Annotated in this window: 24 protein-coding genes; all 24 read left to right on the forward strand. The window is 40.3% G+C overall.

The window, feature by feature from the left end:
* The first annotated feature begins 76 nt into the window (after positions 1-76).
* The 24 genes from rpoC to rplR all read left to right on the forward strand — a co-directional run bounded on the left by rpoC (position 77) and on the right by rplR (position 16,898).
* The gene (rpoC, locus tag J0N78_RS22330; protein ID WP_209125312.1) at positions 77-3,700 is read left to right on the forward strand and encodes a DNA-directed RNA polymerase subunit beta'; all 3,624 of its coding nucleotides are present in this window, start codon (positions 77-79) and stop codon (positions 3,698-3,700) included.
* A gap of 87 nt (positions 3,701-3,787) precedes the next feature.
* On the forward strand, positions 3,788-4,036 hold the full coding sequence (locus tag J0N78_RS22335) for a 50S ribosomal protein L7ae-like protein (protein ID WP_209125313.1): 249 nt from the start codon (positions 3,788-3,790) through the stop codon (positions 4,034-4,036).
* A 113-nt stretch (positions 4,037-4,149) separates the two neighbouring features.
* Positions 4,150-4,572, forward strand: a complete 423-nt coding sequence (gene rpsL / locus J0N78_RS22340) for a 30S ribosomal protein S12 (RefSeq protein ID WP_075388600.1) — start codon at positions 4,150-4,152, stop codon at positions 4,570-4,572.
* A gap of 41 nt (positions 4,573-4,613) precedes the next feature.
* Positions 4,614-5,084: a 30S ribosomal protein S7 gene (gene rpsG, locus J0N78_RS22345; protein WP_075388599.1), complete on the forward strand. Its 471-nt coding sequence runs from the start codon at positions 4,614-4,616 to the stop codon at positions 5,082-5,084.
* A gap of 56 nt (positions 5,085-5,140) precedes the next feature.
* A complete protein-coding gene (gene fusA / locus J0N78_RS22350) occupies positions 5,141-7,219 on the forward strand; it encodes an elongation factor G (RefSeq protein ID WP_209125314.1) in 2,079 nt (692 codons plus the stop codon).
* A gap of 120 nt (positions 7,220-7,339) precedes the next feature.
* On the forward strand, positions 7,340-8,527 hold the full coding sequence (gene tuf, locus J0N78_RS22355) for an elongation factor Tu (protein WP_209125315.1): 1,188 nt from the start codon (positions 7,340-7,342) through the stop codon (positions 8,525-8,527).
* Positions 8,528-8,858: 331 nt separating this feature from the next.
* Positions 8,859-9,167: a 30S ribosomal protein S10 gene (rpsJ, locus tag J0N78_RS22360; RefSeq protein WP_026673495.1), complete on the forward strand. Its 309-nt coding sequence runs from the start codon at positions 8,859-8,861 to the stop codon at positions 9,165-9,167.
* A 106-nt stretch (positions 9,168-9,273) separates the two neighbouring features.
* Complete coding sequence (gene rplC / locus J0N78_RS22365) at positions 9,274-9,903, forward strand: 50S ribosomal protein L3 (RefSeq protein WP_209125316.1); 630 nt, start codon at positions 9,274-9,276, stop codon at positions 9,901-9,903.
* A gap of 25 nt (positions 9,904-9,928) precedes the next feature.
* Positions 9,929-10,552, forward strand: coding sequence for a 50S ribosomal protein L4 (gene rplD / locus J0N78_RS22370; protein ID WP_209125317.1), 624 nt, complete (start codon positions 9,929-9,931; stop codon positions 10,550-10,552).
* Complete coding sequence (gene rplW / locus J0N78_RS22375; protein WP_209125318.1) at positions 10,552-10,842, forward strand: 50S ribosomal protein L23; 291 nt, start codon at positions 10,552-10,554, stop codon at positions 10,840-10,842. The genes rplD and rplW overlap by 1 nt, the downstream gene beginning before the upstream one ends.
* Positions 10,843-10,870: 28 nt before the next feature.
* Positions 10,871-11,701 (forward strand): 50S ribosomal protein L2, encoded by an 831-nt coding sequence (gene rplB / locus J0N78_RS22380; protein ID WP_209125319.1) that lies wholly within the window; start codon positions 10,871-10,873, stop codon positions 11,699-11,701.
* 57 nt (positions 11,702-11,758) lie between these two features.
* Positions 11,759-12,037: a 30S ribosomal protein S19 gene (gene rpsS / locus J0N78_RS22385; RefSeq protein WP_209125320.1), complete on the forward strand. Its 279-nt coding sequence runs from the start codon at positions 11,759-11,761 to the stop codon at positions 12,035-12,037.
* 22 nt (positions 12,038-12,059) lie between these two features.
* Positions 12,060-12,404 carry a 50S ribosomal protein L22 gene (gene rplV, locus J0N78_RS22390; protein WP_209125321.1) on the forward strand — a complete coding sequence of 115 codons (345 nt, stop codon included), beginning with the start codon at positions 12,060-12,062 and terminating at the stop codon, positions 12,402-12,404.
* Between the two features lie 2 nt (positions 12,405-12,406).
* Entirely contained in the window at positions 12,407-13,066 is a 660-nt protein-coding gene (gene rpsC / locus J0N78_RS22395; RefSeq protein WP_209125322.1) for a 30S ribosomal protein S3, read from the forward strand.
* Between the two features lies 1 nt (position 13,067).
* Entirely contained in the window at positions 13,068-13,502 is a 435-nt protein-coding gene (gene rplP, locus J0N78_RS22400; protein ID WP_017729591.1) for a 50S ribosomal protein L16, read from the forward strand.
* Positions 13,492-13,695, forward strand: a complete 204-nt coding sequence (gene rpmC / locus J0N78_RS22405) for a 50S ribosomal protein L29 (RefSeq protein ID WP_209125354.1) — start codon at positions 13,492-13,494, stop codon at positions 13,693-13,695. The genes rplP and rpmC overlap by 11 nt, the downstream gene beginning before the upstream one ends.
* A 21-nt stretch (positions 13,696-13,716) precedes the next feature.
* Entirely contained in the window at positions 13,717-13,977 is a 261-nt protein-coding gene (gene rpsQ, locus J0N78_RS22410; RefSeq protein WP_209125323.1) for a 30S ribosomal protein S17, read from the forward strand.
* Between the two features lie 35 nt (positions 13,978-14,012).
* Positions 14,013-14,381 carry a 50S ribosomal protein L14 gene (rplN, locus tag J0N78_RS22415; RefSeq protein WP_209125324.1) on the forward strand — a complete coding sequence of 123 codons (369 nt, stop codon included), beginning with the start codon at positions 14,013-14,015 and terminating at the stop codon, positions 14,379-14,381.
* 38 nt (positions 14,382-14,419) lie between these two features.
* Positions 14,420-14,731, forward strand: a complete 312-nt coding sequence (gene rplX / locus J0N78_RS22420) for a 50S ribosomal protein L24 (protein ID WP_075388584.1) — start codon at positions 14,420-14,422, stop codon at positions 14,729-14,731.
* Positions 14,732-14,756: 25 nt separating this feature from the next.
* Positions 14,757-15,296 carry a 50S ribosomal protein L5 gene (rplE, locus tag J0N78_RS22425; RefSeq protein ID WP_209125325.1) on the forward strand — a complete coding sequence of 180 codons (540 nt, stop codon included), beginning with the start codon at positions 14,757-14,759 and terminating at the stop codon, positions 15,294-15,296.
* 28 nt (positions 15,297-15,324) lie between these two features.
* Positions 15,325-15,510: a type Z 30S ribosomal protein S14 gene (locus J0N78_RS22430; protein ID WP_188385837.1), complete on the forward strand. Its 186-nt coding sequence runs from the start codon at positions 15,325-15,327 to the stop codon at positions 15,508-15,510.
* 28 nt (positions 15,511-15,538) lie between these two features.
* Entirely contained in the window at positions 15,539-15,937 is a 399-nt protein-coding gene (rpsH, locus tag J0N78_RS22435; protein ID WP_209125326.1) for a 30S ribosomal protein S8, read from the forward strand.
* A 31-nt stretch (positions 15,938-15,968) separates the two neighbouring features.
* Positions 15,969-16,505: a 50S ribosomal protein L6 gene (gene rplF / locus J0N78_RS22440; RefSeq protein WP_209125327.1), complete on the forward strand. Its 537-nt coding sequence runs from the start codon at positions 15,969-15,971 to the stop codon at positions 16,503-16,505.
* 30 nt (positions 16,506-16,535) lie between these two features.
* Positions 16,536-16,898 (forward strand): 50S ribosomal protein L18, encoded by a 363-nt coding sequence (gene rplR / locus J0N78_RS22445; RefSeq protein ID WP_209125328.1) that lies wholly within the window; start codon positions 16,536-16,538, stop codon positions 16,896-16,898.
* Positions 16,899-16,907: the final 9 nt, after the last annotated feature.

Here is a 16,907-nt window from a genome sequence, read left to right on the forward strand (position 1 = left end):
CTGTATTCAAATGATCCTGAGTCATCCTCACCATTTCAACCTTAAAAACCTTAAGATGGAAAGGGAGGTTGGCCCCTTGATAGATGTAAATAATTTTGAGTTTATGAAGATTGGTCTTGCTTCGCCGAATAAAATACGTTCTTGGTCACGTGGTGAGGTTAAAAAGCCTGAAACAATTAACTATCGTACACTCAAACCTGAAAAAGACGGCCTATTTTGTGAAAGAATTTTTGGTCCGACGAAGGACTGGGAATGTCATTGTGGTAAGTATAAGCGTGTACGTTACAAAGGTGTCGTTTGCGACCGTTGTGGCGTTGAAGTAACTCGTGCGAAAGTTCGTCGTGAGAGAATGGGACACATTGAGTTAGCGGCCCCAGTATCTCACATTTGGTATTTTAAGGGGATTCCTAGCAGAATGGGACTTGTCCTTGACATGTCTCCTCGTTCACTTGAAGAGGTTATTTACTTTGCTTCTTATGTAGTGACAGAACCAGGTGATACCCCATTAGAGAAAAAGCAGTTACTTTCTGAAAAGGAATATCGTACATATCGAGATAAGTATGGACGTTCATTCACTGCGCAAATGGGAGCAGAAGCAATTAAAAAGCTTCTAGCTGATATTGATTTAGATAAAGAGGTTGATATCCTTAAAGATGAGCTTGCGACTGCACAAGGTCAACGTAGAACGAGAGCAATTAAGCGTCTTGAGGTTTTAGAAGCCTTTAGACACTCAGGAAATGATCCGTCTTGGATGATCCTTGATGTACTTCCTGTAATTCCGCCAGAACTACGTCCGATGGTTCAATTAGATGGTGGACGCTTTGCGACATCAGATTTAAACGATCTTTATCGTCGTGTGATTAACCGAAATAATCGTTTGAAGCGCCTACTTGATCTTGGTGCTCCGAATATCATTGTTCAAAATGAAAAGCGTATGTTACAAGAAGCAGTTGATGCGCTAATCGATAACGGCCGAAGAGGTCGTCCAGTAACTGGGCCAGGTAATCGTCCATTGAAATCACTTTCTCATATGTTAAAAGGAAAGCAAGGGCGTTTCCGTCAAAATCTATTAGGTAAACGTGTTGACTACTCAGGACGTTCGGTTATCGTAGTTGGACCTAACTTAAAGATGTATCAATGCGGACTACCAAAAGAAATGGCATTAGAGTTATTTAAGCCATTTGTTATGAAAGAACTAGTTAGTAAAGGGTTAGCACACAACATAAAGAGTGCAAAGCGTAAGGTCGAACGTGTTCAACCTGAAGTGTGGGATGTACTTGAAGAAGTTATTCGTGAGCACCCAGTCCTACTTAACCGTGCTCCTACGTTGCACAGATTAGGGATTCAAGCATTTGAACCAACACTTGTTGAAGGGCGTGCCATTAAGCTGCACCCTTTAGTTTGTACTGCCTATAATGCTGACTTTGACGGTGACCAAATGGCGGTTCACGTACCGTTATCAGCTGAAGCCCAAGCTGAAGCTCGACTTCTAATGTTAGCTGCACAAAATATTCTTAACCCTAAAGACGGGAAACCGGTAGTTACTCCTTCCCAGGATATGGTTTTAGGAAATTATTATTTAACGTTAGAAAGAGTTGGAGCAAAAGGCGAAGGCTCTATTTTCAAAGATCCTAATGAGGCGTTAATTGCCTATCAAAATGGCTATGTCCATTTGCACAGTCGGATTGCAATTCCGGTTGCCTCGTTAAATAAAACAACATTTTCTGATGAGCAATATAGTATGCTCCTATTAACAACGGTTGGAAAAATTATTTTTAATGAAATTCTTCCAGAGTCATTCCCGTACGTGAATGAACCGACGGCTACAAATTTAGAAGAAGCATTACCAGAAAAATATATGGTTCCAATGACAACGGATGTAAAAGAAGTTTTTGCAGAACGTGACATTGTAGCGCCGTTTAAAAAAGGCTTCTTAGGTAATATCATTGCTCAAGTATTTAAACAATTTAAAATTACTGAAACATCAAAAATGCTTGACCGTATGAAAGACCTCGGTTTCAGGTATTCAACGAAAGCCGGTATTACTGTAGGGGTAGCTGACATCGTTGTATTAGCAGAGAAAAAAGAAATCTTAGCAAAAGCTGAAGAAAAGGTAGACCGTGTCATCAAGCAGTTCCGTCGTGGTCTAATTACAGAAGAAGAACGTTATGATCGAGTTATCTCGATTTGGAGTGAAGCGAAAGATATCATTCAAGAAAAACTAATGAAATCTTTAGATAAGCTCAATCCAATCTTTATGATGAGTGACTCTGGTGCCCGTGGTAATGCGTCTAACTTTACACAGTTAGCAGGAATGCGCGGACTGATGGCTAACCCATCTGGACGTATTATTGAGTTACCGATTAAATCAAGTTTCCGTGAAGGGTTAACAGTATTAGAGTACTTCATTTCTACTCATGGAGCTCGTAAAGGTCTAGCCGATACAGCATTAAAAACAGCTGACTCAGGTTACTTAACACGTCGTCTGGTTGATGTTGCTCAAGACGTAATTGTCCGTGAAGATGATTGTGGAACAGACCGTGGTCTTGTAGTCGAAGCAATTAAAGAAGGCACTGAAGTGATCGAAAGTCTGTATGATCGTCTCGTTGGACGTTTCTCGTTCCAATCAGTTCGTCATCCAGAAACAGGTGAAGTACTCATTTCGAAAAATGAACTCATTGATGAAGATATTGCAAAAGCAATCGTTGATTCAGGAGTTGAAACAGTTACTATTCGCTCTGTTTTCACATGTGATACAAGGCATGGAGTATGTAAAAAATGTTACGGACGTAACCTTGCGACAGGCAGTGATGTAGAAGTTGGTGAGGCAGTTGGTATTATTGCTGCACAATCGATCGGTGAGCCGGGAACACAGCTTACGATGCGTACCTTCCATACAGGTGGGGTAGCAGGAGACGATATTACACAGGGTCTTCCGCGTATCCAAGAGTTGTTTGAAGCGCGTAACCCGAAAGGTCAAGCGGTTATTTCTGAAATAGAAGGTACAGTAGTGTCAGTAAATGATGGTTCAGATAAACGTGAAGTAGTAGTACAAGGTGAAATGGAGACAAGAAACTATGCGATCCCTTATGGTGCAAGAATTAAAGTTATTGAAGGAGATCATCTAGTTCCGGGTCAAAGTATTACTGAAGGTTCAATAGATCCTAAAGAACTACTGCATGTAAAAGGTGTGAAAGGTGTTCAAGAGTATCTCCTACGTGAAGTACAAAAAGTTTACCGTATGCAAGGGGTAGAAATTGGTGATAAACACGTAGAAGTAATGGTTCGTCAGATGTTAAGAAAAATTAGGGTTGTTGATAACGGAGAAACAACAGTACTTCCAGGCGCTCTAATGGATATTCACCAATTTAATGACGAAAACTTAAAAGTGCTTCTTGAAGGAGAACGACCTGCAACAGGACGCCCAGTGTTACTAGGTATTACGAAAGCCTCATTAGAAACAGAATCATTCTTATCAGCAGCATCGTTCCAGGAAACAACAAGAGTTCTAACCGATGCAGCAATTAAAGGTAAGAGAGATGAATTATTAGGGCTAAAAGAAAATGTAATTATTGGGAAACTTGTCCCTGCAGGAACAGGAATGACACGTTATCGCAACTTAAAGATTATTTCCGAGCACGACAAACAAGAAGAGTTGGAGCAACTAGAACCGATCGAGGAAGTTGCAACTCAAGAATAAATTTCAAAACATAGTTGACAGCGTATAATGAGAGTGATATTATATCGTAGTGTGCCTGAGAAACCTGTAGCTTTGGAGGATGAAACGATGTCTTATGAAAAAGTGACGCAGGCAGAGAATGTTGTCATAGGTACTAAACAAACGATCAAAGCTCTCGAACAAGGGAACGCAATTGAGGTCATCATAGCCAATGACGCTGATGCAAGAGTTGTTAATAAAGTACAACTGCTAGCTCAGAAAAAAGGCGTACCGATAACAACAGTCGATTCCATGAAGAAGCTAGGAAAAGTTTGTGGAATAGATGTTGGAGCTGCCACTGTAACTTTGACAAAGTAATAATGTTTTTGCCAATGCGATGTCGATCGCTTGGCAAAAACTTTACTTTTGTTTAAAAATGAACCACCAGGATCAGTGGTCTTAACAATTTCTTTACGAAAGGAGGAAAAAACATGCCTACAATTAACCAGCTTATCCGTAAGGGACGTCAAGCGAAAATTAAAAAGTCTGACTCACCTGCATTAAATAAAGGTTATAACAGCTTTATCAAAGCTCAAACTAACCAATCATCACCGCAAAAACGTGGTGTTTGTACTCGTGTAGGTACAATGACACCGAAGAAGCCGAACTCAGCTCTTCGTAAATATGCTCGTGTACGTTTAACGAATGGTATTGAGGTTACAGCTTATATTCCAGGAATTGGACACAACTTACAAGAGCACAGTGTTGTACTAATCCGTGGTGGACGTGTAAAGGACTTACCAGGGGTACGTTATCACATCGTTCGTGGTGCTCTTGATACAGCAGGAGTTCAAAATCGTATGCAAGGTCGTTCTAAGTATGGAACAAAACGCCCTAAAGAAGCGAAAAAGTAATTCGATAAAAATAGGTTTATATAACGAAAGGAGGGGAAATAATGCCTCGTAAAGGACCAGTAGCAAAGAGAGATGTACTACCAGATCCTCTTTATAATTCAAAATTAGTAACTCGCCTAATCAACCGTATCATGGTTGATGGAAAGAAAGGTGTAGCTGAGAGCATTCTTTATAATGCTTTTGATTTAGTAAAAGAGCGTAGCGGAAATGACCCTATGGAAGTTTTCGATCAAGCACTTAAAAACATCATGCCAGTATTAGAAGTTAAAGCACGTCGTGTAGGTGGTGCTAACTATCAAGTACCGATTGAAGTTAAGCCTGAACGAAGAACGACTTTAGGTCTTCGTTGGTTAGTTAACTATGCTCGCCTTCGTGGAGAAAAAACGATGGAAGAGCGTTTAGCTAACGAAATCTTAGATGCAGCAAACAACACTGGTGCATCTGTTAAGAAACGTGAAGACACTCATAAGATGGCTGAAGCTAACAAAGCGTTTGCTCACTATCGTTGGTAAGATATATAAAATAACTATTCTAATAATCATTCAAAGAATGAAAGGAGAAATACACTATGGCAAGAGAGTTCTCCTTAAAGAATACACGTAATATCGGCATCATGGCTCACATTGATGCCGGTAAAACGACTACAACAGAACGTATCTTATTCTACACTGGACGTATTCATAAGATCGGTGAAACTCATGAAGGTGCATCTCAAATGGACTGGATGGAGCAGGAGCAAGAGCGTGGTATTACAATCACGTCTGCAGCTACAACTGCTCAATGGAAAGGTCACCGTGTTAACATTATCGATACACCAGGTCACGTAGACTTTACTGTAGAGGTAGAACGTTCTTTACGTGTATTAGACGGAGCTGTAGCAGTACTAGATGCTCAATCAGGTGTTGAACCACAAACGGAAACAGTTTGGAGACAAGCAACGACATACGGCGTACCTCGTATTGTTTTTGTTAACAAAATGGACAAAACAGGTGCCGACTTCTTATATTCAGTAGGCACAATCCACGATCGTTTAGGTGTTAAAGCTCAACCTATTCAGCTTCCAATCGGAGCAGAAGATGAGTTTAATGGTATTATTGATCTAATCGATATGGTTGCTTATTACTATGAGGATGATCTAGGAACTCGTACGGAAGCTAAAGAAATTCCTGAAGAGTACAAAGAGAAGGCTCAAGAGTTACATGAGCAACTTGTTGAAGCTGCTGCTGAATTAGATGAAGAACTAATGATGAAGTACTTAGAGGGCGAAGAGTTAACAAAAGAAGAAATCAAAGGTGCAATCCGTAAAGGGACTTGTAACGTTGAATTCTTCCCGGTACTATGTGGCTCTGCATTCAAGAACAAGGGTGTTCAGTTAGTACTAGATGCTGTTCTAGACTATCTCCCTTCACCGCTTGATGTACCAGCTATCAAAGGTACGTTACCTGATACTGAAGAAGAAACAACTCGTGAATCTAGTGATGAAGGTCCATTCGCAGCACTAGCATTCAAAGTTATGACTGACCCTTACGTTGGTAAATTAACATTCTTCCGTGTGTACTCAGGTACAATCAACTCTGGTTCTTATGTAATCAACTCTACAAAAGGAAAACGTGAACGTATCGGGCGTATTCTACAGATGCACGCTAACAGCCGTGAGGAAATCGCGACTGTATATGCAGGTGACATCGCTGCTGCTGTAGGTTTAAAAGATACAACAACTGGTGATACTCTTTGTGATGAGAAGAACCAAGTTATCTTAGAATCTATGGAGTTCCCAGAACCGGTAATTTCACTTTCTGTTGAACCTAAATCGAAGTCAGACCAAGATAAAATGGGTATGGCGTTAGCTAAATTAGCTGAGGAAGACCCTACATTTAGAACACATACGAATGAAGAAACAGGCCAAACGATTATTGCTGGTATGGGTGAGCTTCACCTTGATATCATCGTAGACCGTATGCGCCGTGAATTCAAAGTTGAAGCTAATGTTGGTGCTCCTCAAGTATCTTACCGTGAAACAATCCGCAAAGCGGCGAAAGTTGAAGGGAAGTTTGTACGTCAGTCTGGTGGTCGTGGACAATACGGTCACGTTTGGATTGAATTCGAGCCTCTTGAAGAAGGTAAAGGTTTCGAATTCGAAAACAAAATCGTTGGTGGTGTAGTACCACGTGAATATATTCCAGCAGTTCAAGCTGGGATTGAAGAATCATTACAAAATGGAATGCTAGCTGGGTTCCCACTATTAGACTTAAAAGCAACGATTTTTGATGGTTCATACCATGATGTAGACTCAAACGAAATGGCGTTTAAAATTGCAGGTTCAATGGCATTAAAGAACGCAAAGTCACATTGTAACCCAGTACTTCTTGAGCCAATGATGAAAGTAGAAGTTGTTGTACCTGAAGAATACATGGGTGACATTATGGGTGATGTGACATCACGTCGCGGACGCGTTGAAGGTATGGAAGCTCGCGGTAACGCACAAGTAGTTCGTGCGATGGTACCACTTGCTGAAATGTTCGGTTATGCAACATCTCTACGTTCACGTACTCAAGGACGTGGAAACTATACAATGCACTTTGATCACTATGAAGAAGTACCTAAGAGCATTGCTGAAGAAATTATCAAGAAACAAACTGGCCAATAATTGACAGTTATTATTGTTTCTTATAGTAGTTTATTGTAAGCTAAGAAAGGTGATATTAAATGGTTATTTCACCTTTCTTATCCATAATAATTGATGTGTATTTAAGGGAGGAAAAGTAAAATGGGAAAAGCTAAATTTGACCGTTCTAAAACACATGCTAATATTGGTACAATCGGACACGTTGACCATGGTAAAACTACATTAACAGCTGCAATCACAACTGTTCTTGCTAAAAAAGGTGGAGCAGAAGCTCGTGCATACGATCAAATCGATGGAGCTCCAGAAGAGCGTGAGCGCGGTATCACAATCTCTACTGCACACGTTGAGTATGAAACTGATACTCGTCATTATGCACACGTTGACTGCCCAGGACATGCTGACTACGTTAAAAACATGATCACTGGTGCTGCACAAATGGACGGAGCGATCCTAGTAGTATCTGCTGCTGACGGTCCAATGCCACAAACTCGTGAGCATATTCTACTTTCTCGTCAAGTAGGTGTTCCTTACATCGTAGTTTTCTTAAACAAATGTGATATGGTAGATGATGAAGAGCTACTTGAATTAGTAGAAATGGAAGTTCGTGATCTTCTTACTGAGTATGACTTCCCTGGTGATGATGTACCAGTTATCCAAGGTTCTGCTCTTAAAGCTCTTGAAGGAGACGAAGCTTGGGAAGCAAAAATCTATGAGTTAATGGACGCTGTTGACTCTTACATCCCAACTCCAGAGCGTGACAACGAAAAGCCATTCATGATGCCAGTTGAGGATGTATTCTCAATCACTGGTCGTGGTACAGTTGCTACTGGACGTGTTGAGCGTGGCCAAGTTAAAGTTGGTGAAGAAGTAGAAATCATCGGACTTGCTGAAGAGCCAAGCAAAACTACAGTTACTGGAGTAGAAATGTTCCGTAAGCTTCTTGATTATGCTGAAGCTGGAGACAACATTGGTGCATTACTTCGTGGTGTATCTCGTGATGATATCCAACGTGGACAAGTACTTGCTAAACCAGGTACTATCACTCCTCACACTAAATTTAAAGCAGAAGTTTATGTACTTTCTAAAGAAGAGGGTGGACGTCACACTCCATTTTTCACAAACTACCGCCCTCAGTTCTACTTCCGTACAACTGACGTAACTGGTATTTGTAACCTTCCTGAAGGTGTAGAAATGGTTATGCCTGGAGACAACATCGAAATGACAGTTGAACTTATTTCACCAATCGCGATCGAAGAAGGAACAAAGTTCTCAATTCGTGAAGGTGGACGTACAGTTGGAGCTGGCGTTGTTGCTTCAATCCAAGAGTAATTTTATTTAATGAATAAGGGGGTGCCTTGAAAAAGGGCACCTCTTCTTTCATCTTTAAACCATCTTTTAATGAACAGTAAATTGGAAGGATTTTAAAATCCAATTCCACTTGAATTTTATGTATAACCTCATTATAATAGTAAAAGTGTGATCAACAGAAAAATATTCTTGCATTTTGCATTTAGATTTTATATAATATTGAATGTTGGTCTGTGACAGCGATGATGCGAAAGGTTGCTGACACACCCGGCCCCATTGCCATGGCAGGGTGTGAGGAAATTTTCGCGGAGTATGTCTATTTATAAAAATGGACGATAAAGGAGGGGCTTAAATGGCAAAACAAAAAATTCGCATCCGTCTTAAAGCTTACGATCATAGAATCCTTGATCAATCAGCTGAGAAAATCGTAGACACAGCGAAGCGTTCTGGAGCTAATGTATCTGGTCCAATTCCGCTTCCGACTGAAAAAAGTGTTTACACTATTCTTCGTGCGGTACACAAGTACAAAGATTCTCGTGAGCAATTCGAAATGCGCACGCATAAGCGTTTAATCGATATTGTAAACCCAACACCACAAACTGTTGATGCTTTAATGAGATTAGACCTGCCATCTGGCGTTGATATCGAAATCAAACTTTAATCGTAATTTATGTAAAGTTTGAGTTGTTCATTACTATTAATCGTAAATTTAACTATAAAATAATGGCATAAAAATAAAATCAGTGAAAACACAGGAGGTGTGACTAATGACCAAAGGAATCTTAGGGAAGAAAATCGGTATGACTCAAGTGTTTGCAGAAAACGGTGATGTAATTCCTGTAACTGTAATTGAAGTTACTCCGAACGTTGTTCTTCAAAAGAAGACAGTAGAAAATGATGGGTATGAAGCTATTCAATTAGGTTTTGATGATCAAAAAGCTAACCGTGTGATTAAGCCTGAAAAAGGACACGCAGAAAAAGCAAACACAGCACCTAAGCGCTTCGTGAAAGAAATTCGTAACGTAGATTTAGCTACGTATGAAGTTGGTCAAGAAGTCAAAGCAGACGCATTTAACGTAGGTGACGTAGTAGACGTAACAGGAACATCAAAAGGGAAAGGTTTCCAAGGTGCAATCAAGCGCCACAACCAATCTCGTGGACCAATGTCCCACGGTTCTCGTTACCACCGTCGCCCTGGTTCAATGGGACCTGTTGCTCCAAACCGTGTATTTAAAGGTAAAGCTTTACCTGGACGTATGGGTGGAGAACAAATTACAGTTCAAAATTTAGAAATCGTAAAAGTTGATACAGAGCGTAACCTTCTTTTAGTTAAAGGTAATGTACCTGGTGCTAAAAAGAGCTATGTTACTGTTAAAAGTGCGGTTAAAAACGACTAACGTTTAATGGAAAGGAGGACACATCATGCCTAAAGTAGCATTATTTAATCAATCCGGCTCTCAAGTTGGGGATATTGAATTATCTGATGCCATATTTGGTATTGAACCAAATGAGCATGTTCTACATGATGCTGTAGTCATGCAACAAGCATCTTTACGTCAAGGTACTCATAAGACAAAAGGACGTTCTGAAGTACGCGGCGGTGGTAGAAAGCCATGGCGTCAAAAAGGAACTGGACGCGCTCGTCAAGGGTCGATCCGTTCACCACAATGGGTTGGTGGAGGAGTAGTATTTGGACCTCAACCACGTGATTATGGGTATAAATTACCTAAGAAGGTACGCCGTTTAGCGATCAAATCAGCTCTTTCTAGTAAGGTGAAGGCTGCTGAGATTGTTGTGTTAGAAGATTTAGCATTAAACGCACCAAAGACAAAAGAAATGGTTTCGATTTTATCAAATCTTTCTGTCGACCGTAAAGCATTAATTGTAACTGCTGATTACAATGATGCGGTAGCTTTATCTGCTCGTAACATCCCTGGAGTAACATTTGTTTCTGTTGAAGGTGTAAATGTTCTTGATGTACTTAAGCACGATAAGTTAATCATTACAAAAGGTGCAGTTGAAAAGGTAGAGGAGGTGCTAGCGTAATGTCAAACGCACGTGATATCATTAAGCGCCCCGTAATTACAGAACGTTCAACTGATTTAATGTCTGAGAAAAAATACACGTTTGAAGTAGACACTCGCGCGAACAAAACTGAAATCAAGAGTGCAATTGAAGAAATCTTTGGAGTGAAAGTTCTAAAAGTAGCTACAATGAACTACAAAGGCAAATTCAAACGTTTTGGTCGTCACGCAGGTTATACTGCAAAACGTAAAAAAGCAATTGTTACATTATCACCTGATAGCAAAGAATTAGAATTCTTTGAAGGTGTATAAAGTTTAACAGAGAAGGAGGGAAATCAAGATGGCGATTAAAAAATATAAACCGACCAGTGCTGGTCGTCGTGGAATGTCAGTATTAGACTTTTCGGAAATCACTACTGACAAACCGGAGAAATCATTACTTGCGCCTTTACACAATAAAGGCGGACGTAACAACCAAGGTAAATTAACTGTACGTCATCAAGGTGGCGGACATAAACGCAAGTACCGTGTTATTGACTTCAAACGTAACAAAGATGGCATTCCAGGCCGCGTTGCTACGATTGAGTATGATCCAAACCGTACTGCAAATATTGCATTAATTAACTACGCTGATGGTGAAAAGCGTTATATTATTGCACCAAAAGGGTTAAAAGTTGGAATGACAATTGAGTCAGGTTCAAACGCTGATATTAAAGTAGGGAACGCTCTACCTTTAATTAACATTCCTGTTGGTACAGTAATTCATAACATCGAGTTGAAGCCTGGTAAAGGTGCTCAGCTAGTACGTTCTGCTGGTGCAGAAGCTCAACTTCTTGGTAAAGAGGGAGACTACGTATTAGTTCGTCTGAAATCAGGAGAAACTCGTTACATTCTTTCTACTTGCCGTGCAACAATCGGATCTGTAGGAAATGAAGAACATGAGCTTGTAAACATTGGTAAAGCAGGTCGTTCTCGTTGGTTAGGTAAACGTCCAACTGTACGTGGATCTGTAATGAACCCGAACGATCACCCACACGGTGGTGGTGAAGGACGTGCTCCAATCGGACGTAAATCACCAATGTCTCCTTGGGGTAAACCAACACTTGGTTACAAAACTCGTAAGAAGAATAAGAGTTCTGATAAGTACATTGTACGTCGACGCAAAAAATAACGGGGTTGTTCTACGGTTCATTCGAACCGTGGGTCAATCACGAAGGGAGGTTTATTCATGGGCCGTAGTTTAAAAAAGGGACCTTTTGTCGATGATCATTTAATGAAAAAGGTCGAAGGTATGAACGAAAAAAATGAGAAAAAAGTTATTAAAACTTGGTCTCGTCGTTCAACAATTTTCCCTGAGTTTATTGGGCATACAATTGCAGTTTACGATGGACGTAAGCATGTTCCAGTATATGTTTCAGAAGACATGGTCGGACACAAATTAGGTGAGTTTGCACCAACGCGTTCGTACAAAGGTCATGCTGCTGATGATAAGAAAACAAGACGTTAATTAAGAGGGGAGGTCCTTGACAATGCAACAAGCTAAAGCTGTAGCTAAACAAGTGCGTGTGGCTCCTCGAAAAGTTCGTCTAGTTGTGGACTTAATCCGAGGTAAGCAAGTCGGTGAAGCAATCGCTATCTTACGCCATACACCAAAAGCTGCTTCTCCAATTGTAGAAAAGCTTTTAAATTCTGCAATCGCAAACGCAGAGCACAATTATGAAATGGAACCTAATAACTTATATATTAAAGAAGCATTCGTAGATGAGGGCGTAACTTTGAAACGCTTCCGTCCGCGTGCTATGGGTCGCGCTAGCCGTATTAACAAGCGCACAAGCCACATTACAATCGTTGTTTCAGAAAAGAAGGAGGGATAAGCGTGGGTCAAAAAGTCAATCCGGTAGGACTTCGTGTCGGTGTCATCCGTGACTGGGAGTCAAGATGGTACGCTGAAAAGGACTATGCAGACTTACTTCACGAAGATATTAAAATTCGTGAGTACATCGAAAAACGTTTAAAAGACGCTTCAGTGTCTAAAATCGAAATCGAACGTGCTGCTAACCGTGTAAATGTTACTGTTCATACTGCTAAGCCAGGAATGGTGATCGGTAAAGGTGGTTCTGAAGTAGAAGCACTACGTAAAGCTTTAAATGAACTAACAGGAAAACGAGTACACATCAACATCTTTGAAATTAAGAATGCTGATTTAGATGCAAAATTAGTAGCAGAAAACATTGCTCGTCAATTAGAGAATCGTATTTCTTTCCGTCGTGCAATGAAGCAAGCATTACAACGTACAATGCGTGCTGGCGCTAAAGGAATTAAAACACAAGTATCAGGTCGTCTTGGCGGCGCAGATATCGCTCGTGGAGAACATTATAGCGAAGGTACTGTTCCACTTCACACTCTTCGTGCAGACATTGATTATGGAACTGCAGAAGCAGATACAACTTACGGTAAATTAGGCGTTAAGATCTGGATTTATCGTGGTGAAGTCCTTCCAACGAAAGGAACGAAAAAAGAGGGAGGGGGCAAATAATATGTTATTGCCAAAACGTGTAAAATACCGTCGTGAACACCGTGGTAAGATGCGTGGTCGTGCAAAAGGCGGCACGGAAGTTCATTTTGGTGAATATGGTTTACAAGCGCTTGAAGCTTCATGGATTACTAACCGACAAATTGAAGCTGCGCGTATTGCAATGACACGTTACATGAAACGTGGCGGTAAAGTATGGATTAAAATTTTCCCTTCTAAACCTTATACAGCAAAACCTTTAGAGGTTCGAATGGGTTCTGGTAAAGGTGCTCCTGAGGGATGGGTAGCGGTAGTGAAACCAGGGAAAATTATGTTTGAGATTTCTGGAGTATCAGAAGAGGTAGCACGTGAAGCACTACGTTTAGCTTCTCATAAGTTACCTGTAAAATGTAAGTTTGTAAAACGCGAAGAAGTGGGTGGTGACGCAAATGAAAGCTAATGACCTTCGTAATCTTACGACATCTGAAATAGAACAAAAAACGAAGTCACTTAAAGAAGAATTATTCAACCTTCGCTTTCAATTAGCGACTGGCCAGTTGGATAATCCAACCCGCATTCGTGAAGTTCGTAAGGCAATCGCTCGTGCAAAAACTGTTTTGCGTGAAAGAGAACTTGGGATTAACAACGGCTAATTTGAGAGGAGGTTTGCTTAAATGGAACGCAACCAACGCAAAGTGTACATCGGACGCGTAGTTTCAGATAAGATGGATAAAACAATCACAGTACTTGTTGAAACATACAAGAAAGATCGTTTATATGGAAAGCGCGTAAAGTACTCTAAAAAGTTCAAAGCCCATGATGAAGAAAACACAGCTAAAGTTGGCGATATTGTTAAGATTATGGAAACTCGTCCATTATCTAAAGACAAACGCTTCCGTTTAGTAGAAGTAGTAGAAGAAGCAGTTATTATCTAACTTATTCTTTTTAACTTGAAGGGAGGTAAGATCGTATGATTCAACAAGAGAGCCGTTTAAAAGTTGCTGACAACTCAGGTGCTCGTGAAGTACTTTGTATTAAAGTTTTAGGTGGATCTGGCCGTAAAACAGCTAATGTCGGTGATATTATCGTTTGTTCTGTGAAACAAGCAACACCAGGCGGCGTTGTCAAGAAAGGTGACGTTGTTAAAGCGGTAATTGTTCGTTCAAAGAGCGGTGTTCGTCGTACAGACGGATCTTACATTAAATTCGATGAAAATGCAGCTGTAATTGTACGTGACGATAAGGGTCCTCGTGGAACTCGTATCTTTGGACCAGTTGCACGTGAGCTTCGTGAAAAACAATTTATGAAAATCGTTTCTTTAGCTCCGGAAGTACTATAATATACATCATCCCTTTTATAAGGAGGTGCGATGATTACATGCACGTAAAAAAAGGTGACACAGTTAAAGTGATCTCTGGTAAAGATAAAGGCAAACAAGGCGTTATCTTAGAAGCATTCCCTAAAAAGGACCGTGTTCTTGTAGAAGGTGTTAATATTGTTAAAAAACATGCAAAACCTTCTCAAGATAACCCACAAGGGGGAATTGTTAGCAAAGAAGCTGCAATTCATGTTTCTAATGTAATGATTATTGACCCTAAGACGGGCGAACCAACTCGTATTGGTTATAAAGTAGAAGATGGTAAAAAAGTACGTATTGCGAAAAAGTCTGGCGAAGCACTAGATAAGTAGTCAGTGTTGAAAGGAGGTCAATCGTATGACTCGTTTAAAAGAGAAGTATAACAGTGAGATCGTCTCTTCTCTAGTTGAGAAATTTAACTACCCTTCAGTTATGGGGGTACCTAAAGTTGAGAAAATCGTTATTAACATGGGTGTTGGTGACGCAGTATCGAACCCAAAAGCTTTAGATAAAGCAGTTGAGGAGCTAACTCAAATCGCTGGTCAAAAGCCGTTAATTACAAAAGCTAAGAAGTCAATTGCAGGCTTTAAGTTACGTGAAGGTATGCCGATCGGAGCGAAAGTAACACTTCGCGGTGAGCGTATGTACGAATTCTTAGATAAGTTAATTTCAGTTTCATTACCACGTGTACGTGACTTCCGTGGGGTTTCGAAGAAAGCTTTCGACGGCCGTGGGAACTACACATTAGGTGTGAAAGAGCAATTAATCTTCCCTGAAATTGATTACGATAAAGTAGATAAAGTACGTGGTATGGATATCGTTATTGTAACGACTGCAAACACGGATGAAGAAGCTCGTGAGTTATTAACACAAATGGGCATGCCATTCCAAAAATAATCGGCAAAGCCGAAGAGGAGGGAAAACTTTGGCGAAGAAATCAATGATCGCAAAGCAGAAGCGCACACAAAAGTACAAAGTACAAGAGTACACTCGTTGTGAGCGTTGTGGACGTCCGCACTCTGTAATGAGAAAGTTTAAATTATGCCGTATTTGCTTTAGAGAACTTGCTTATAAAGGTCAAATTCCTGGCGTTAAAAAAGCTAGCTGGTAAACCCTTAAATGGGAAGGAGGTAATATAGATGGTCATGACAGATCCTGTTGCAGATTTGCTAACTCGCATCCGGAATGCGAACGTAGTTCGTCACGAGAAATTAGAAGTACCTGCTTCTAACATCAAAAAACAAATCGCTGAAATTTTAAAGCGTGAAGGTTTCATCCGTGACTTTGAATATATCGAAGATAACAAACAAGGTGTTATTCGTATCTTCTTAAAATACGGTGCAAATAACGAGCGAGTAATTACTGGATTAAAACGTATTAGTAAGCCTGGGTTACGTGTTTACGCAAAAGCTACAGAAGTACCTCGCGTATTAGGTGGTTTAGGTATTGCTATCGTTTCTACATCTAAAGGTATTATGACTGATAAAGATGCTCGACAACAACAAGTAGGCGGAGAAGTATTAGCTTACGTTTGGTAATCATTAAAGGTAAGATTGGAGGTGTAAGTATATGTCACGTATTGGTAAGAAGCCAATTGAAGTTCCAAGTGGAGTAACAGTTACTTTAAATGATAATGTGATTACGGTGAAAGGACCTAAAGGTGAACTTAGCCGTAGTGTACATCCAGAAATGGTCGTTAAAGTAGAGGAAAATCAAGTTGTTATCGAACGTCCAAGTGATAACAAGGAGCACCGTTCTTTACACGGAACGACTCGTAGTATCATTAGTAACATGGTGGAAGGTGTAACAAAAGGATACGAAAAAGGACTAGAGTTAATCGGGGTAGGTTACCGTGCAACAAAATCTGGTTCAAAATTAGTATTAAACGTTGGTTACTCTCACCCAGTTGAAATCGTACCTGAAGAAGGTATCGAAATCGAAGTTCCTTCTAATACAAAAGTACTTGTTAAAGGTATTGATAAAGAGCGTGTAGGTGCTATTGCAGCAAACATCCGTTCAGTTCGTTTACCTGAGCCTTACAAAGGAAAAGGAATTCGTTATGAAGGTGAATATGTACGTCGTAAAGAAGGTAAAACTGGTAAATAATAAATAGTTAGCGGAAAGGAATGACGTTCAATGATTACGAAGCCTGACAAAAATTTGGCGCGTAAGAAAAGACATGCTCATGTTCGTCGCACGATCACAGGTACTCCTGAACGTCCACGTCTAAACGTTTTCCGTTCTTCTAAACACATTTACGCACAGCTAATTGATGATGTGAACGGTGTAACATTAGCTTCAGCGTCTAGTTTAGATAAAGAACTTAACTTAGAGAACGGTGGAAATAAAGAGGCAGCAAAGCTTGTTGGAGAACTTGTAGCAAAGCGTGCAGTTGAAAATGGGCACACAACTGTTGTATTTGACCGTGGTGGATACTTATATCACGGACGTGTTCAAGTATTAGCTGATGCAGCTCGTGAAGCTGGATTACAATTTTAATGTAAAAAG

Origin of the sequence: Alkalihalobacillus sp. BA299 (assembly GCF_017745675.1) — a bacterium.
Classification (GTDB): Bacteria; Bacillota; Bacilli; order Bacillales; family Bacillaceae_F; genus Alkalihalobacterium.

Excerpts from the sequence above, each read along its gene's own strand:
- rplW (WP_209125318.1), top strand. The coding sequence starts at position 10,552 with ATGTCAAACGCACGTGATATCATTAAGCGCCCCGTAATTACAGAACGT.
- tuf (WP_209125315.1), top strand. The coding sequence starts at position 7,340 with ATGGGAAAAGCTAAATTTGACCGTTCTAAAACACATGCTAATATTGGT.
- rplP (WP_017729591.1), top strand. The coding sequence starts at position 13,068 with ATGTTATTGCCAAAACGTGTAAAATACCGTCGTGAACACCGTGGTAAG.
- rplR (WP_209125328.1), top strand. The coding sequence starts at position 16,536 with ATGATTACGAAGCCTGACAAAAATTTGGCGCGTAAGAAAAGACATGCT.
- rpsH (WP_209125326.1), top strand. The coding sequence starts at position 15,539 with ATGGTCATGACAGATCCTGTTGCAGATTTGCTAACTCGCATCCGGAAT.
- fusA (WP_209125314.1), top strand. The coding sequence starts at position 5,141 with ATGGCAAGAGAGTTCTCCTTAAAGAATACACGTAATATCGGCATCATG.
- rplN (WP_209125324.1), top strand. The coding sequence starts at position 14,013 with ATGATTCAACAAGAGAGCCGTTTAAAAGTTGCTGACAACTCAGGTGCT.
- rpsQ (WP_209125323.1), top strand. The coding sequence starts at position 13,717 with ATGGAACGCAACCAACGCAAAGTGTACATCGGACGCGTAGTTTCAGAT.
- rpsS (WP_209125320.1), top strand. The coding sequence starts at position 11,759 with ATGGGCCGTAGTTTAAAAAAGGGACCTTTTGTCGATGATCATTTAATG.
- rpsG (WP_075388599.1), top strand. The coding sequence starts at position 4,614 with ATGCCTCGTAAAGGACCAGTAGCAAAGAGAGATGTACTACCAGATCCT.
- rplC (WP_209125316.1), top strand. The coding sequence starts at position 9,274 with ATGACCAAAGGAATCTTAGGGAAGAAAATCGGTATGACTCAAGTGTTT.
- rpsL (WP_075388600.1), top strand. The coding sequence starts at position 4,150 with ATGCCTACAATTAACCAGCTTATCCGTAAGGGACGTCAAGCGAAAATT.
- rplX (WP_075388584.1), top strand. The coding sequence starts at position 14,420 with ATGCACGTAAAAAAAGGTGACACAGTTAAAGTGATCTCTGGTAAAGAT.
- rplF (WP_209125327.1), top strand. The coding sequence starts at position 15,969 with ATGTCACGTATTGGTAAGAAGCCAATTGAAGTTCCAAGTGGAGTAACA.
- J0N78_RS22335 (WP_209125313.1), top strand. The coding sequence starts at position 3,788 with ATGTCTTATGAAAAAGTGACGCAGGCAGAGAATGTTGTCATAGGTACT.
- rpsJ (WP_026673495.1), top strand. The coding sequence starts at position 8,859 with ATGGCAAAACAAAAAATTCGCATCCGTCTTAAAGCTTACGATCATAGA.
- rplV (WP_209125321.1), top strand. The coding sequence starts at position 12,060 with ATGCAACAAGCTAAAGCTGTAGCTAAACAAGTGCGTGTGGCTCCTCGA.
- rplE (WP_209125325.1), top strand. The coding sequence starts at position 14,757 with ATGACTCGTTTAAAAGAGAAGTATAACAGTGAGATCGTCTCTTCTCTA.
- rpmC (WP_209125354.1), top strand. The coding sequence starts at position 13,492 with ATGAAAGCTAATGACCTTCGTAATCTTACGACATCTGAAATAGAACAA.
- rplD (WP_209125317.1), top strand. The coding sequence starts at position 9,929 with ATGCCTAAAGTAGCATTATTTAATCAATCCGGCTCTCAAGTTGGGGAT.
- rplB (WP_209125319.1), top strand. The coding sequence starts at position 10,871 with ATGGCGATTAAAAAATATAAACCGACCAGTGCTGGTCGTCGTGGAATG.